Origin of the sequence: Nannocystis punicea (assembly GCF_026965555.1) — a bacterium.
GTDB lineage: Bacteria > Myxococcota_A > Polyangia > Nannocystales > Nannocystaceae > Nannocystis > Nannocystis punicea.
On the sequence record NZ_CP114040.1, the window covers coordinates 9791983 to 9807993 of the forward strand.

Annotated in this window: 15 protein-coding genes and 1 pseudogene; 7 read left to right on the forward strand and 9 right to left on the reverse strand. The window is 67.2% G+C overall.

Annotated features, from left to right (window positions below; translation table 11 throughout):
- Positions 1-332 precede the first annotated feature (332 nt).
- The 4 genes from O0S08_RS37395 (at position 333) to O0S08_RS37410 (ending at position 4684) form a co-directional block, all read left to right on the forward strand.
- Positions 333-1304, forward strand: a complete 972-nt coding sequence (locus O0S08_RS37395) for a magnesium and cobalt transport protein CorA (RefSeq protein ID WP_269034251.1) — start codon at positions 333-335, stop codon at positions 1302-1304.
- 107 nt (positions 1305-1411) lie between these two features.
- Positions 1412-2812 (forward strand): cytochrome P450, encoded by a 1401-nt coding sequence (locus O0S08_RS37400; protein ID WP_269034252.1) that lies wholly within the window; start codon positions 1412-1414, stop codon positions 2810-2812.
- An 83-nt stretch (positions 2813-2895) separates the two neighbouring features.
- Positions 2896-4356 carry a serine/threonine-protein kinase gene (locus tag O0S08_RS37405; protein ID WP_269034253.1) on the forward strand — a complete coding sequence of 487 codons (1461 nt, stop codon included), beginning with the start codon at positions 2896-2898 and terminating at the stop codon, positions 4354-4356.
- Complete coding sequence (locus O0S08_RS37410) at positions 4340-4684, forward strand: hypothetical protein (protein WP_269034254.1); 345 nt, start codon at positions 4340-4342, stop codon at positions 4682-4684. Before O0S08_RS37405 ends, O0S08_RS37410 begins: the two co-directional genes overlap by 17 nt.
- 225 nt (positions 4685-4909) lie before the next feature.
- Here the strand turns inward: O0S08_RS37410 and O0S08_RS51430 are convergent.
- The 4 genes and pseudogenes from O0S08_RS51430 to O0S08_RS37435 form a co-directional block, all read right to left on the reverse strand.
- Positions 4910-5700: pseudogene (locus tag O0S08_RS51430) on the reverse strand (MerR family transcriptional regulator).
- Between the two features lie 4 nt (positions 5701-5704).
- The gene (locus O0S08_RS37425; protein ID WP_269034257.1) at positions 5705-6514 is read right to left on the reverse strand and encodes an alpha/beta fold hydrolase; all 810 of its coding nucleotides are present in this window, start codon (positions 6512-6514) and stop codon (positions 5705-5707) included.
- Positions 6515-6536: 22 nt separating this feature from the next.
- A complete protein-coding gene (locus O0S08_RS37430) occupies positions 6537-6707 on the reverse strand; it encodes a hypothetical protein (protein ID WP_269034258.1) in 171 nt (56 codons plus the stop codon).
- Positions 6708-6781: 74 nt separating this feature from the next.
- The gene (locus tag O0S08_RS37435; protein ID WP_269034259.1) at positions 6782-9463 is read right to left on the reverse strand and encodes a DUF4118 domain-containing protein; all 2682 of its coding nucleotides are present in this window, start codon (positions 9461-9463) and stop codon (positions 6782-6784) included.
- Between the two features lie 277 nt (positions 9464-9740).
- Between O0S08_RS37435 and O0S08_RS37440 the strand changes: the two genes are divergently transcribed.
- Together O0S08_RS37440 and O0S08_RS37445 are read left to right on the forward strand one after the other, a co-directional pair.
- Positions 9741-10223, forward strand: a complete 483-nt coding sequence (locus tag O0S08_RS37440; RefSeq protein ID WP_269034260.1) for a GbsR/MarR family transcriptional regulator — start codon at positions 9741-9743, stop codon at positions 10221-10223.
- A gap of 2 nt (positions 10224-10225) precedes the next feature.
- Entirely contained in the window at positions 10226-11104 is an 879-nt protein-coding gene (locus O0S08_RS37445) for a class I SAM-dependent methyltransferase (protein ID WP_269034261.1), read from the forward strand.
- 794 nt (positions 11105-11898) lie between these two features.
- Here the strand turns inward: O0S08_RS37445 and O0S08_RS37450 are convergent.
- The 5 genes from O0S08_RS37450 to O0S08_RS37470 all read right to left on the reverse strand — a co-directional run bounded on the left by O0S08_RS37450 (position 11899) and on the right by O0S08_RS37470 (position 15161).
- Positions 11899-12408 carry a hypothetical protein gene (locus O0S08_RS37450; protein ID WP_269034262.1) on the reverse strand — a complete coding sequence of 170 codons (510 nt, stop codon included), beginning with the start codon at positions 12406-12408 and terminating at the stop codon, positions 11899-11901.
- Positions 12409-12510: 102 nt separating this feature from the next.
- Entirely contained in the window at positions 12511-12831 is a 321-nt protein-coding gene (locus O0S08_RS37455; RefSeq protein WP_269032845.1) for a hypothetical protein, read from the reverse strand.
- Complete coding sequence (locus O0S08_RS37460; protein ID WP_308477865.1) at positions 12828-13934, reverse strand: IS630 family transposase; 1107 nt, start codon at positions 13932-13934, stop codon at positions 12828-12830. The genes O0S08_RS37455 and O0S08_RS37460 overlap by 4 nt, the downstream gene beginning before the upstream one ends.
- Positions 13885-14949 (reverse strand): hypothetical protein, encoded by a 1065-nt coding sequence (locus O0S08_RS37465; RefSeq protein ID WP_269034263.1) that lies wholly within the window; start codon positions 14947-14949, stop codon positions 13885-13887. The genes O0S08_RS37460 and O0S08_RS37465 overlap by 50 nt, the downstream gene beginning before the upstream one ends.
- A gap of 11 nt (positions 14950-14960) precedes the next feature.
- Positions 14961-15161: a hypothetical protein gene (locus tag O0S08_RS37470; RefSeq protein WP_269034264.1), complete on the reverse strand. Its 201-nt coding sequence runs from the start codon at positions 15159-15161 to the stop codon at positions 14961-14963.
- Positions 15162-15458: 297 nt separating this feature from the next.
- Here O0S08_RS37470 and O0S08_RS37475 point away from each other — a divergent pair, with 297 nt between their 5' ends.
- Positions 15459-15737 carry a TraB/GumN family protein gene (locus tag O0S08_RS37475; protein WP_269034265.1) on the forward strand — a complete coding sequence of 93 codons (279 nt, stop codon included), beginning with the start codon at positions 15459-15461 and terminating at the stop codon, positions 15735-15737.
- The last annotated feature ends 274 nt before the right edge of the window (positions 15738-16011 follow it).

A 16011-nucleotide genomic window follows, 5' to 3' on the forward strand; every position in this document is an offset into this window, starting at 1 on the left:
CTACGGCGCCATCAGCGATCGCGCCGACGATCGAGCCCGTCGCCGGAAAGCGCTCCGTCACACGATCGAGCAATGGCCGGTCGATCGTCGGCAGACCCGGAGTATGCCTCGCGTCGGGGAGAGGCGGACGCCTCCGTGATCTCCGAGTACTTCATTGGCCGACAACGGCGGAGGGCGCGCCCTGCGCTCGAACGAAACGCTCACGCGTCTGGCCGTCGATGGCCGACGGCTGGTGTCGGGGAGACGACCGACCGCAGCGCCGGCGCACGGATGGCCCTGCTTGCTCGGACCCCAGGATCGCCTCTACTCGTGGGGCCGGAGGAGGCGAGACCATGGGGCGAGTCGTGGCAGCCGCGGTCTACAATCAGGGCAAGCGAATCGCCGACATTGCGCTCCACGAGGCCCAGTCGTGGGCGAGCAAGCCCGACCATCTGGTATGGATCGGCCTGCAGGAGCCCAGTGTGGAGGAGTTGGCCTGCCTGAAGCGGCAATTCGGCCTCCACGAGTTGGCGGTCGAGGATGCCCTCGCACAGCATCCTCGCCCCAAGTTGGAGACGTTCGGTGATGCACTGTTCCTCGTCGTCTATTCACCGGTCCCCGATCACGAGCGGCTGGAATTCGCCGAGACCCAGATCTTCGCGGGCAACGGCTACGTCATCAGCGCTCGCTATGGCGCGTCCGCGTCGTACTCGCAGGTACGCCGACACTGCGAGGCACGGCCGCTGCTCCTGGCGCACGGTGAAGACTTCGTCCTCTATGCCTTGCTTCATTTCATTGTGGAGAACTACCGGCCCGTGATCGGCGAGATGCACGGAGAGCTCGAACGCGCGGAGACCGGCGTACTGACCCATGCGCCGAGCCACGCCGAGATCGAGCGCATCCACGGCCTGCGCCGCGACGTGCTCCGGCTGCACCGCTACATCGCACCGATGGTGGAGATCTGCCACGACTTGCAGAACCTGGAATTTCCGTTCATCGATCCGAACATACGGCCGTATTTTCGCGACGTGGCCATCCACGCCAACCGCTTGTTGCAAGATCTTAACACCCTGCGCGACATCGGCAGCTACACCATCGAGATGGGCCTGTTGCTCGAGGCGTCGCGACAGAGCGTGGTGCAGCGCAAGTTCGCGGCCTGGGCCGCGCTACTCGCCTTCCCCACGGCGGTCGCCGGGATCTACGGGATGAACTTCAGGTACATGCCCGAGCTGGCCTGGCACTACGGTTATTATGGCGCGCTCGCTTTCATCGGGTTCGGCTGCGCTGCGTTCTACGCCAACTTCAAGCGTCTGGGCTGGCTATGAGCCTCGGTCCGGGCAGACCGCAGCTGCACGTTCAGCGCGCCGGAGGCCGCGAACGCGGCGTGGCTGCGTGTTGACCGTGTACGCCGCGAGTGCTACTAATTGCGGCGATGAGTTCGCTCCGCACGCTTCCCGGTCCCGGTGGAGTACCGCTCCTTGGTCGGCACATCAACATGCTCCGGATGTTCCGCGACCCGCTCGCGGCGATGCGGCGCATGTACGCGACCTACGGCGAGCTCGTCGCGCTGAGGCGGGGAGACCCCACCTACGTGTTCGCGTTCGGGCCTGAGCACAACCGGAGCATCCTGTCGAACCCCGAGCTGTTCAAGAACGGCGCGGGTCCGTTCTTCCGCTTCGCCAAGGGCACGCCGATGGAGCGGCTGCTCCTCAACAACCTCGCGGTGATGAATGGGCCGCACCACCGTCAGCAGCGGCGGCTGATGCAACCCGCCTTCCACAAGCAGCGGATTCAGGGCTACCGCGACGCCATGGTGGCGCTCACTACTCAGACCCTCGAGCGGTGGCAGCCGGGCGAGCAGGTCGACGTCTTGCCCGAGTTCAAGCGGCTCACGCGACACATTGCAGTGAAGACGCTGTTCGGACTCGATCAGAGCGACGAGCTCGAGCAGGCGGGCGAGCTACTTCAGGCGACCGTGCGCGCGACGAGCTCCCCGTTGCTGTTCATCCTCCCGTTCGATCTGCCTGGTCTCCCGTACCATCGGATGAGCCGAGCGGTCGGTCAGCTCGACGCCTATGTCCGCCGACTCGTCGCCGTGCGACGCAGCCAGCCCGAGGGCAACGACCTCCTGGCCACCCTGACGCACGTGCGCGACGAGGACGGCACCAGCCTCAGCGATGACGAACTCGTGGGCCACACCTTCACGTTATTCGTCGCTGGGCACGAGACGACCACGAACGCCCTCGCCTGGGCCACCTTCCTGCTCGCACAACATCCCCGGGTGAACGCGGACCTCGTCGACGAGCTCGATCGCGCCTTGCACGGCGAGCCCCCGAGCCCGGAGCAACTCTCTTCGCTGCCGCTGCTCGACGGCGTCGTCAAGGAGACCCTGCGCCTGATGCCGCCGGCGGCCGTCGGGCTCCGCGAGACCACCGCTTCATGCGAGCTCGGCGGCTACGCGCTGCCGGAGAAGGCCACGGTCTTTTACAGCGAGTTCGTCACCCACCGCATGCCGCAGCTGTACTCCGAGCCGGACCGCTTCAAGCCCGAGCGCTGGGCCGCGCTGAGTCCCTCGACCTACGAGTACCTGCCGTTCGCCGCCGGCTCTCACCGCTGCATCGGGGCAGAGTTCGCGGTCCAGGAGATGAAGGTGGTGCTGGCGATGCTGGTCCAACGCTACCGGCTCTCGATCGTCGAGGACGCGGTGATCGAGGCCGACTTCGGCATGCGCCCGGCGAGAGGCATCCCCGTGCGCGTGCACTCGCAAGATCGTCGATTCGCCCGCTCGCGCATCCGCGGCCGGATCGGCGAACTCGTCGAGTTCTCCGGGTGATCGTGCTCGCGGCGGCGCCCAGCGGCCTCACACGCTTCGCATCTTAACACCTTCTTAACTCCGAGTGCTGCAGCCTCGCTGGCATGGACGCTTCTCGGGCGAAGGCGACCGGCCAGAGCGCCCGCTTCACCCACTGTCCGAGCTGCGGCGAGCGCTTCCCATCGAGCTTCCGCGTGTGTCCCCGCGACGCCGTCGAGCTCCAGCCGCTGGAGGTCGCCGATGATGACCCCTACATCGGCGTCGTCTTGTCCGGGCAGTACCGGATCGAGCGGCTCATCGCAGAGGGAGGGATGGCCCGCGTGTACGAGGCGCAGCACGTGCGGCTGCCCGGGCGTGTATTCGCGCTGAAGGTCCTGCATCGGCCGCTGGTGCGCGACAGCGACGTCATGATGCGGTTCCGGCGCGAGGCGGAGATCGCCGGTGCCATCGACCACCCGAACATCCTGCAGATCTTCAATATCGACACGACCCCTGACGGCACGCCCTATATCGTATCCGAGCGCCTGCAGGGTGAAGACCTCGCACAGTGGCTCGAGCGCCGGGGTCGCCTCGGCGTGTCCGAGACGGTACACATTCTCCGCGAGCTCTGTGCGGCCCTGGCGGTCGTCCATCAGCGCGGCATCGTGCACCGCGATCTCAAGCCAAACAACCTGTTCATGGTCGGCGATCCCGCGCGGCCGACAGTCAAGTTGCTCGATTTCGGGATCGCCAAGCTGCATCATCCAGGCGACAGCTCGCACACCCAGACCGGCGCAATCATGGGCACCCCGGCATACATGGCGCCGGAGCAGGCTCGCGGCGAAGTGATCGACGCGCGCGCGGACATCTACGCCGCCGGCGCGATCGGATATCGGTGTGTCACCGGTCGACCCCCGTTCGACGTCGAGGATCTTGCGGCGGCTCTCCACGCAGTCCTCACCAGTGAGCCACCTCGCCCGCGCACCTTCGCCCCCGACCTGCCCGAGGCCTTCGAACTGGTGATTCAACGGGCGATGGCACCGAGCCCGGACGAACGATATTCGACCCTCGCAGAATTCCAGGGTGCGCTGGAGCGATTCGCGGACTCGTCCACGCCGGGTCCAAAATCGGCGAACGCGTGGATCGAGCAGACCAACGCCGAATCACGGCTGTATCGACCGACGATCGTGGTGATGTCGGTGATCGCTTTCATTTTCCTCGCCAGCGGCCTGGCGGACGGTCTTGCCGCCGTGTTCGCCGAGTCCGGCGGCGGACAATTGGCTGTCGTCGGCACAGTGGCGACCCTGGCGACACCGGCATGGTTGTGTGTCCGCTTCGTGCGAAAGCACGTGTGGAACAACACCCCGCGGGCAGGCGCGCTCGCACATCGGTTGACCAACATCGTCGCGGCCGCTGCAGGAGCCTATGGCGGACTTATCCTGCTGGAACGGCTGGTCGATCTACTCTTCGGAGAGGCGCTGGGCCTCTCCGGAGCGATTCGAACGTCGATCTGGCTGCTGTCAGCGGCCGCGGCGGTCGCGGTCGCTCACCATCCCAGCTTGGGCATCCGTGGTCTGCGAGTCTGACGGCGCGTCGCTGCTCGCGCGGGCCGGCTTCGTCGGCGGCGGCTTCGAGTGGGGGATCCTCTGCGGCAAGGTCGCGGAGCGCTGGGTCGTCGGCGGATCGGCGCAGGGTGACGCCGGCCCCATCGGCCTGCGAGGGGGCTGGCGGAACGGTGGGCCGCGCCACTGTGCCGCGCCACGAGATCTGCGCGGCCAACACCTCCGGCTCGCCGACGCCCTCCTCGCCATCGGCAAGAAGCGGCCCGCGCCCGCGGGCCCGCGTCGTGCCTACGGCGGCCCTACGGCGCCGGCCTCGGTCTGCACGGTAGCTTGTCGCGCTCAGTGCCGGTGACGCAGGACGGAGTCCGTTGCGAAGCGTGGGACACGGATACCGACGGCCGCTCGCGCCGAGCAACACCGCCTCACCGGGAGCAACGGCCGCGCGCTCGCGCCGAGCAACACCGCCTCACCGAAAGCAACACCGGACGGCCGCGCTCGCGCCGAGCGACCGCCTCACCAGGACCAACACCCGAGGTCCGGCGCTCGCTCCGCCGCACACTCCCACCGCGGTGCGGGCTCACCGCCGCAGGGAGCCGCCCGTTCCTCCCGGGGTATCGATACCAGCCGAGCGCAGGTTGGCTTCGGTTAGCGCCGACAGCCGGACCCAGGCGGGCGCCACCTCCGCGCGGTAGTTGTTGATCAGCCCGTACCGGATCGCGGCGTCGTTCTTGGGTATGAAATCGGTCAGTATCGTCAGCAGTTCCGGGTTGGCGAGAAAGTGGTCGGTCACGGCAATGGCGAGTTCGGCGACCCGCGGATCATCCGGTTCCCACGCGCGGGCCTCATAGCAGCGCTTGAGCAGGGCTACGTAGTGGCCGTCGTCGAGAGCTCGATGTGGGTGAGATAGTCGTCGAACTCCGGGACCAGGGCCTTGGCCAGGACAAGGCTCTCCCGGGCCATCGCCAGGTCGTCGGGGGTGAAGCCGAGCTCGGCGGCCCGGTTCAAGAGTGCGCACGCGCGGTCGGGCAGCAGGAGCCGGTTACCGCCGGCGAGCCGGTCCAGCATGTCGCGCCGCGCGACCAGGTCGGCGATCCGGTCGGTCAGCCGCCGTTTGACGTCGGCCAGGTCGGCGGCGAACCGCTCCGGATCGGCGCCGAGCATGGCGCCGATCTCGGACAGCGGTACGCCGGCTTCGGCCAGGGTGCGGACCTGGACCAGCCGCAGCAGGTCGGACGAGGCGTATCGCCGGTAGCCGGAACCGTCGCGGCGGGGTTCGTCGACCAGGCCGAGCCGGTGGTAGTGCCGGATGGTTTTGATCGTGACGCCGGCGAAGGCCGCCGCCTGGCCGATCGTCAGACCGCTGGCCATGTCCTCAGCGGCTCTTGTGGTTGAGGGCGGCGATCTCGCGGATCGCGTCGGCGATGGCCGGAGCGTCTTTCTTCAGGATTGTGCTGTGGTTACTGGCGACCTTGGCGCTGATCTTGATGTTCGGGTTGCGTTCGACTACCCGAGTGAGGCTGGCGCGAATGCGTTCCTGCCCATCGCCCTTGCTGCCGAACGACGCACCTGATGCGACCACATACCGCGCCGGGACGGTGATGGCATCCAGCACGGGGTCCAGCTCGCGCTCGCGGGCGAGCTTGCCGAGCTCGATGTTGCAGTCGGCCATCTGTGCGGCACTCAACCGTGGAAACAGGCCCAGCGGGCGCAGCACCGGCCTCAACCAGGCCAACCGCTTGAACAGCTTGCGGATCCGCTGCTCCATGGCCTCATCAAGCCAGTCGTAGGGTTGCGCGCCCTCCACCATGACCGTGCCCAGGGCACGGTCATGGTTGCGGCTGGTCCAGTGTGCGGCGACGAACGCCCCGTAGGACCAGCCCACCGCCAGCGGCCGCTCCTTCACGCCCCTGGCGGTGAGGACGGCGTCGACGTCGCGGACGGCGGCTTCGAAGGAGTAGTCGCGCGAGGTTTTCGATTTGCCGCGGGCCCGCTCGTCGTAGGTGATGTGCCGAAAGCCGGAACCGAGCTCGGCGATGACCCGCCGCCAGTACCCCCGAGTGGCGAACTGGCCGTTGAGATAGACCACAGGGATACCCCGGCCACCAGTGTCAGTCACGGCCAGGGCGGTGTCTTCGATCGGCACCATGCCGGTCCAGGGATTGGTAAATGCGGTGTCGGTCATGGCGTCAGCGTGCACCTTGACCTTAGGTCAATGTCAAACACGATTGGATGTTCAGGTAGTCCAGCCCGACCAGGCCGGCGCCGGGCAGGAACACCACGGCTGGGCCGCCGGTGCCGGACTTGTGCAGGGCCAGATGGCGTCCGTCAGCGCGGTAGCGCCGCCTCAGCGGTCCGAGGTCAGTTGCAGTGGTCATCGCGGCTCCTGGGTGATCGTTCTCGATGAGCTTGATCCCGTTCCCGGCCGAGGAGCCGAGCGCACGCGACGGGATCAAGAATTTTGCGCGCGGTCCTCGCCGCCGGGCAGCTCGCTGAGCGGCAGTGTGACGCGGACGATGGTGCCGAGCCCGCCGGCCCCGGCGAGTGCCTCGACCTTGCCGCCGTGGCTGCCGATGAGGCCCCGCACGATGACGAGGCCGAGGCCGGTGACATGGGAAGTGTCGAACGCGTCGAAGATCCGGCGCCGTTCCTCCTCCGGAATGCCCGGGCCGTAGTCGACGATGTCGATGACGAGTCTGGCCCCCGATGCACGCTCTGCTCGAACGTGCACGGGGGCGCCCGCGGGCGAGAACTTGGCGGCGTTCTCGAGGATGTTGAACAGCGCCTGCTCGATCAGCGCCGGATGTACGTACAGCGGCGGCAGGTCGCCCGAAAGGTCCACCGTCACTTCCAGGGCCGGGAACGACTTGCGCAGTCGGGCCAGGGCCGATCCGAGAATCTCGCCGAGGCCGACCCAGGCGCGCCGGAGCTTCATCGGCCCCGAGCCGAGCCGGGTCATGTCGAGCAGGTTCTGGATGTAGCGATCGAGACGCTCGCCCTCGCTGCGGATCTGGGCCACCGCCGCGCGGCTCTCGTTCGCCGTCATGACTTCGCCGTTGACCGAGAGGTTCGATGCAGCCTCGATCACCGCGGCGAGCGGGGTCCGCAGGTCGTGCGAGACCGACGACAGCAGCGCCACCCGCAAGCGCTCCGTCTCGCCCTCGACGCGGGCCGACTCGAGGTTGTCCGAGAGCCGGGTACGATCGGCCGCGAGCGCTGTTTGGTGCACGATCGCCTCCGCGAGCTGCCGCTGCTCATGGGTCAGCAGCACCTGCGAGGCCGAGAAGCGCAGCCCGACTGCGCCGATGCACCCGCTCTCCACGACCAGCGGGACGAACCACCACGCGGACGCCGACAGCGTCCCGGTGTAGCGCCCGGCAGGCTGACCGTGGGCGACGACCCAGTCCGCCGCCGCCATGTCGTTGGCTTGGAGTTGCGCCGCGATCGGCTTCGCACAGGCTACCCGCAGCGCCGCCGCCTCGCCGTCGTGCCGCAGCACGATCGCCTCGCAGCCCAGCGCGGCCATCATCGCGTCGCAGGCGGCCTGAAACACCTGCGCCTCGTCAACGGCCGCGGCCAGGCGCTCGCCGAGCGACTGCAGCACCCGCGCGTGCTCATTGGCGGCGCGCAGCATGACCACCTGCTCGTGTTGCCGCGCAGCGAGCTGACCGCACACGAGGGCGGCGACCAGGAACGCGAACACGGCGACGACGTCGGCGAAGCTGGCAATGTGAAACGTCCACCGCGGCTCGGTGAAGAAGAAGTTGTAGGCGAGGAAGCTGACGAGGGCGGTGTAGACCGCGACCAGCGTGCGTGAGCGGACGGCGACGAGCAGGACGGCGCACAGGAACACCAGCGCCACGCTGGCGACCGGCAGCCAGCGCTCGAGGACGGCGCACAACGCTACCGCCGCCGCCGTGATGATGGTCGCCTCGAAATACTCGCGCATGCGCTGCGGCCACGACGGGCCGTCGGAGAGGAGCCGCCACGAACGGAGGCGAGCCGCCGGGGTGCTGACGATTGTCAGCTCGAAGCGGGCGCCGCGGTTCAAGAGCTGCTGGGTGACCGTGCGGCCGAAGATGCGCGCGAGCGGTCGCTCGCGGGTGCGGCCGAGGAGGATCGACGAGACGCCGTGGCGGCTGGCATAACTGAGCAGCTCGTCCGCGACGTTGGCCCCGCGCAGGACGATCGTCTCGCTGCCGAGCCGCTCGGCCAGCTCGAAGGCCGCCTGGAGCCTGGTATGGTCGGTGCGCGCGCCTCGCCCGGTCTCGACGTAGGCGACGATCCACGGCGCCTGCTGGCGCGCAGCGAATCGGCGTGCCACCCGGACGAGGTACTCGCTGTGCTCGTGGCCGTCGACCGCGAGCAAGACGCGCCGGCGCAGTCCGGCGCCGTTGTGGGCGGGGAGCGCGGAGACGTCGTCGTGCGCGTCGGCGTCGAGGCGGGCGGCCGCGGCCTGCATCGCCAGCTCGCGCAGCGCCGTCAGGTTCGAGCGCGAGAAGAAGCGATCGAGAGCGGCCTGGGCCCGGTCTGGGACGTAGACCTTGCCCTGGCGCAGGCGCTCGATCAGCTCGCGCGGCGGCAGGTCGATCAGCACGACGTCCCGCATGCGGTCGAGGAACGCGTCAGGCACGGTCTCGCGGACGCGGATGCCGGTGATCTGTGCGACGACGTCGTTGAGGCTCTCGAGGTGCTGGACGTTGACCGTCGTGTACACGTCGATGCCGGCATCGAGCAACTCCTCGAGATCCTGCCACCGACGCTCGTGGCGCGACCCGGGGACGTTGGTGTGGGCCAGCTCGTCGACCACCGCGATCGCCGGCTTGCGTGCCAGCAAGGCGTCGAGGTCGAGTTCCTCGAAGGTCCGACCGCGGTACTCGAGCCGCCGGCGCGGCAGCACCTCGAGACCGTCGAGCAGGGCCTCCGTCTCCTGGCGTCCGTGCGTCTCGACGATGCCGACGACGACGTCGACGCCCTGCTTCCGCAGCTCACGGGCCGCCCCGAGCATCGCGTACGTCTTGCCGACCCCGGGGGCCGCGCCGAGGAAGACCTTGAGCTTGCCGCGCTGCGTGGCCGCCTCCTCGGCGAGGACGCGTGCGAGGAGTTGGTCAGGGTCGGGCCGGCGGACTTCCATTCGGAGGCGAGAGGGATAAGGTTGCGGGTTCCGCGGTTAAGAAAAGGTTAAAGATCCCGGTTCGCGAGCTCAGTCTGCAGGGCGAGGATTGTCTTCGACCTTGAACCGGCCTCGGCGCGCTCGCCGTCGGCGCCGATCGCGTCCTCACCCTCGATGAGGGCCAAGCAGGAGCGCGCATGCTGCACGCTGTGGCACACGCCGCATCTGCTCACGTAGATGTCTTGCTAGCTGTTTCAGTCCATGCTGAAATGACTAGCACCTCAACGGTGAACTGAAGATGACGCGACGGAAAGCCCCGGGGCGAGAAGCCGAGCTGCAGTGGGTCGAGCGGATCGCGAAGTACTGCGCCGACCAGGACGGTCTGCCGATGATCGCCGGCCGTTGCCTCGGCTGGCTGACGATCTGCGACCCCCCCGAGCAGTCGGCCGGCGAGATCGCCGAGGCGATCGGCGCCAGCCGTGCCTCGCTGACCACGAACATGCGTCTGCTGGGCTCAGTCGGCTTCGTTTCCCAAGTTACCCGGCCGGGGAGCCGCACCGTGTACTACCGGGTCGACGACGACGCATGGGAGAAGGTCGTGCTGCGGCAGGTCGCCTCGCTGCGGGCTCTCGGCGAGATCGTCCAGGCCGGCGTCGAGCTGGTCGGTGCGTCGCCGAAGCGCGCGGCCCGGGCCCGCACTGCATATGAAGTCTTCAAGTGGATCGAGAGTGTGTTTGCGGAGGTACCGCCGCCCTCCGCGGCGCGTACCCGAAGGAGGTAACCATGACAAAGCGACCCGATGCAGCCCAGACCGCGTTCGGCCCGATGGTGATCGCGGCGGTCGAGCAGTCCTATCCCGAGGCGCAGCGCATCGTCCGCGACGACCTCGCCGTCCGCTTTCTTCCGCCGGGCATGAGGTTCGGCGTGCGCCTCTGCAAGTGGAGCTTCATGCGCGATTGGGGAATTCGCGCGGCCGAGAAGAAGACGCCGGGCATCTGGGGGTCGATCCTCTGTCGAAAGCGCTACGCCGACGACAAGGTCGCCGAGGCGATCGCCGCCGGGATCGATCAGGTCGTGATCCTCGGCGCCGGCCTCGACACGCGGGCGTACCGGCTGGCCGTGCCGGCAGGCGTCGCGGCGTTCGAGGTCGACCTGCCGGTGAACATCGCGTACAAGCGCGAACGCCTGCGCGACATCTTCGGCGCGGAGCCCGAGCGCGTGGCGCTCGTCCCGGTCGACTTCCAGACCGACGACCTCGCGGCCGCCCTCGAAACGAGCGGCGTCCGCTTCGAGCGGCCGATCATGGTCGTATGGGAGGGCGTCACCCAGTACCTGACCGAGGATGGCTTTCGCAGCACGCTCCGCGTGCTCTCGCGGGCCGCCACGGGCAGCCAGCTGATCTTCACGTACGTTCGCGCGGACTTCCTCACAGGGGCCAACTTCTATGGCGCGGAGGCTCTTTACCAGGACATGAGGCTCAAGTACGAGGTGTGGCGCTTCGGCATCGCGCCGGAGAACGCCGGCGGCCTGCTCGGTGAATATGGCTGGACCGAGCGCGAGCAAGTCGGCCGCCGCGAGTACATGACACGGTTCATTGAGCCGTCCGGCCGCGACCTGTCGGTGTCGGATCTCGAGCGGTTCGTGCATGCCGAGAAGCGCTGATCACACGACGGCGGAGCGTGCGAAAGAAGAATTGTCGAACCAGGAGGAAGGTGCATGAACGGGTCACTTGGGCGGTCGACGGCGCGGCTATGCATATCCACTGCACGGGCGAGGGCGCGCCGACAGTCGTCCTCGAGCGGATGGCCCTCCGCGTCTCTTAATGGGGCTTTTCGGACCCAGGGGCCGCAGAAGGGGCTGATTCATGCGTATACGCGAGAATTGGGGCAATCCGGACGGACGGCCCGAAAACCAGTAGACGGGCGCCTGCTGCGCATGAGTCTAAATATGCGTATTTATTGTATAAAACATCGCCATGCGAAGTCTGCACACATCATGGCATGGACATTGCTTGCGAAATTTCGACGCCGTGTCTACGGCCAGGGCCACACCCGACAGTTGCCGGGACCGCGACGGCGAGCGCACGGCGCTGCCACAGTGCGCGCCCGGGGTTCCCACGCGGCACCGCATCGCCGCCGCGTCCTTGCTCGTGCAGCACCGTGGCCAGGAGGTAGTGCCCGAGCGGCGCGTGGCCGCTGGCGCGTCATGGCCGTCCTGCAGTGGAGAACGAACCGCTCCCAGGGTCGACTCCCGCAACGCGCGATAGCCGTGGCACTGCGCGACGAGCGCGCGGACCGGGGCCGTATGCGAGGGCCTGGCAAAATTCCTGCATTCGTCGCGAGCAGCACGACTCGGCTGCCGTGGAGGCGCGACATGCTGGCCAGCCGGGCTTGCCAGGCGGTCCCTGGCAGTCGGGACCGACGGCGGTCGCGCGCTCGTAAAAAGCTCTTTGGTTCTCAGGGAACAAACGCGTTGATGCCGTGGACCTCGCAGAAATCTCGGAATTCTTCGGCGTGTGGCTCATCAGCGCAGAAGATCATCAGCAGCATGTGGCCGAGGGGCGTCGCGCGGTAGATGTCCGTGGTATCGCAAACGATGTCCAGCCGCCAATCACCGGTTGGATTTCGGAGCCGAATTCGTCCCACATAGCGAGACAAGCGAGCGCAAAGGAGCGCTTTCTTCAGACGTTCCCCATCGTCAACAAGCGTCGCCAAATCCGCCAGATAGTCGCCGCTGAGCTGGAACCGAAGGTCTACGGACGATGGCGCGCGGAAAAGCCTCTTCACGAGAGGAGCGAGACCCGCAAGCACGAGCACGAGATCTTCCGCGGTCAGCCGGAGCTTGGTATAGAGTGGGACGCACCCCCCCTGAATGTCGAGGGGCCCTGTGAAATCTTCGAAACCGGCGCTCCGGGGCTCGAAGCGCAGGCTCGGGATTTCCCCGCTTTCGCCCTTGACAAGCACCATACGGGCATACGGCCCGAGTCTATCATCGTGGGCATATACGCGAACGATCGGCCGATAGTTCATCCGCTCTAGTACATCCGGCCCGAAGTTCTCCAGGGGTTGCTAGGCCCTCTCTGCAAGGGTCCAGCCGAAGTTGCCGAGGAGTAGCTCGAGCAGTTCGTCGCGAGAGGCGCGGAAGGGTGTTGGTTCCCAGCGCCCGGTATGGGTAGCCATCTCCAGCTGCCACAAGTTGGCGGCGAGACGGCGCAGGCGCGCGTGCGGGATCGGATCGTGGGTGGGGCCGGACTCGAGGGTGATGAGCGGGGCGCGATGCCGGACACGGATATGTGCGAGGCCCTGGTGTTGGCGCAGGAACTGCTCGACAGCGCGAGCGTCATCGTCCGATTTCGCAGCGGCGTTGCGGGTGGTGCGTGGACGGCTCATGCGGCGTGGTGCCGCTGAGTGTGGACGAAGTGACCGCGGAAGGTCCAGTTGAACGGGTGCGCTTCGTCGCTGTTCCAGCGCCGGATGAAGCTCATCACGGCGCGGGGCAAGGCTCCGGCGCAAGGAAAGTCGGCGTAACGAAGGACGCGGCGCTGCAGCAGCGAGAACCAGATCTCGATCTGGTTGACCCACGAGGCATGGATCGGCGTGTATACGAAGTGGAAGCGGTCGCCGTGACGCCGGTTGAAGCGAGCCCAACGCTGGTCCGCACCCTCATAGTGGATGTTGAGGTTATCCCAGACGACGTAGAGCTGGCCGGTAGGATATTTGCGGGCAAGGCTCTCCATGAAGTCCAAGAGGTCCTCGGCCCGTCGTTGCGGCTTGCACTCGCCCAGGACTTCACCGGTGCGGACGTCGAAGGCCGCGAACAACGACCAGGTACCGCGGCGGACGTACTCGAACTCGAAACGGCCCGCGCGGCCGGGCGCGGGGAGCTTGCTGGGAAATCTCCGTCCGAGCGCCTGCATGCCGGTCTTCTCGTCGACGCAGAGCACATGAGCTCCGTCCGGGGGATGATGGTAGAGATCGCAGATGCGCTGAACCTTGCGACAGAAGTCGGGGTCGGGGCTGTGCAGCCAGAGCCTCATCTTGTGCGGCCGGAAATCCTCGTTGCGCAAGATTCGCCCCACCTCGGACACGCTGAGCCCGACACCTGTCTCATGAAGCAGGCGCCTTGCCAACGTCGCATATGTCCACGTCGAACGGGTCTGCTGGCCATGCCTGGCAGGCTTGTCACAGGCGAGTTTGATGAGCTTGCAGCGTGTCGCCGGCGATACCCGAGGAGGTCGCCCACTTCGCGGACGATCCTCGAGCGTCACGACTCGCCCATCACGCGCGAAGCGCCCACGCCACACCCTCACCGTGTCCACGTGGCAGCCCAATCTCCGCGCAATCTCCTGGTTTGAGTGCCCTTCGGCAGCGAGGAGCACGAGCCTCGCCCGGAGTACGAGGCGTGCCTCGGCGCGGCCACTCCGGGCCAGCACCTCCAGTTCGTCACGGACCGAAGGTGCCAAACGAAGCCGTTGTGCTCGTGGGCCTGGCACATCGACGAGATCGTTTTCGCGCCTCGCCTATTCCACCGCCTATACCGCCCTGGCGATGGATCCAGGACAGAACCCCTGGAGAACTTCGGGCAGGCAGTACTAGCCCCACGACCTCTTCGTGACTTGTTGGATCCCCATCCTCCCGGATCCCGGCGACGACAAGAGCGTGACAGCCCAACGCACCGGCGGCATGGACACGGAGTAGCACCGGGATCCCCGAAGTGACGTAACATTTCAGGGCGAGCTGAAAGAGCGACCAGTTGTCCCGCGCCTCCGCCGAGAAGCGATAGGGCTCGTAGCCGAAGGCGCGCACAGCGGAGTCAACCTGTTCGTCGCTGAGACCTGCGACCGCCGGTATCGCCCGGCCGTTGACGACATGCCGCGTAGCAGCATCCGTGACATCCTTGGGCGTCACGGCACGATGCCCATCCGCCTTCATCACCCTGGAGAGGGCGACCCACAGGGCTGTTGTCGCGCACGCCCCTACCGCCTGATCTTGCTGCTGAAACGGCAGCGCTTTGATGGCGAGGTCCAACCCAAGGAAGTGGACCCGGTGCCCAGTGTTGGCGGGTTCATAACAGCGACCCAGCCCGTTGTGGGGATATGGCCGCAGCAATGTCCTCCCTATCGGCGCGAACGGGAGCGGACGGACGACGATGAAGCCGAGGTACATCTCGGCGATTCGGAGCTGGAGCTCTTCTCGCTTCGTTGACAGGCTCTCGATCCAGTGGTCGAGCGTGTCCTCTCCGATTTCCTGGATGAAGACATGGAGCCGGGTGCAGTGCCCGGGAGGAGGCTCGAGCATCGTCGCGTAATAGGCGACGAACTCGTGAAGAAAATGGCGATCAACGTAATCTTCCTCGATCAGGAGACCGCGAGCGCCGACTTCTGAATTGGTCAGATAGGACTCGAGATAACGGACCTGCGCGGGCACCGCGTCGCCCCGGAAGCCCGCTGCACGAGCGATCTCGTCGCGCAGCGAGGATATCGAGGCGCCGCGAAATCGGCGGCTCATCGTACGGCGAATCAGAGCCACCGACTCCTGTTTCGACCAGGGTCTTTGCGAAACTCCTCGACCTGCTTCTGCATCGCCTGGCGCAGCACCTGGCCCTCGCGTCCAAGTCGCTCAAGCTCCTGGCGCGAGAGCTTGGGCTGGCGCTCGCCGCGCTCTTCCAGGCTGTCCTGGACAGGCGAAGAGATGGCGTCGGGCAAAGTGGCGCGCGGCATGTTCAAAATCTAACAGACCCGAGCCTGATGTGCTTGGTCTGAACGGGAGCATCGCACCGCGCGCAATGCGCGTGAAGACCGAGCCGAACGAGCACCGCGACCAGGTACGCTGCGATGCTCGCCCGCGCAGGAAGTTCTGTTCGGCCTGGGGGAGCGTGGCGAGCCTCACGCACGGGTCCGCCAGCGCAGTGCCTCGCCCCGGACCTGCAGCCGATCCGCTGCTGCTGACCTGCCTGGGCGCGGTGCTGTGCGATCAGGGGCATCATGCGCAGGCGCGCGTTAGGCTGGAGCAGGCACGTGCTCGCGCAAGGCCGACCGCTGGTGTTGGCGCTCGAGATCCCCACCACGGAGCAGGCGCGGATCGATCGCTTCCTCGCATCCTCGGGCGACGCAGCGGCGCGCGCCGAACTCGTGTCCGGCGACTTCTGGACGTTCCCGATGCAGGACGGGAGGCGGAGTCAGGCCACGGTCGATCTGCTGGCAGCGGCGCAACGCTGGACACACGAGAAGGCCCACGCGAAGAACACTGGCGACGCGAGCCGGCGCCGCGGCAGAAGCAATCGCAGCACCCCGTGACCGGGCCCGAGGCCGGGGCCGTCGAGGCGGCGGGGTAGACACGGAGCTGCGCCGGGCGGCGGGCGCGGCCGCCGCCATGACCTATGCTCGAAGATCGAGCCCTCTTGTCCTTCGAGAGTGGCGACCAGGCCGCGCCGGAAGGTCGCCGCCGACGGCGACGGCACCGGACGCGTGCGGCCTGATCGACTCGCCGGCCACGCCGACAGCGCGACGAGTTCGTGCGCAGGACGTCGTCGCCGCCAACGGCGACGGCGCCTCCGACGGCGCCGCCGAA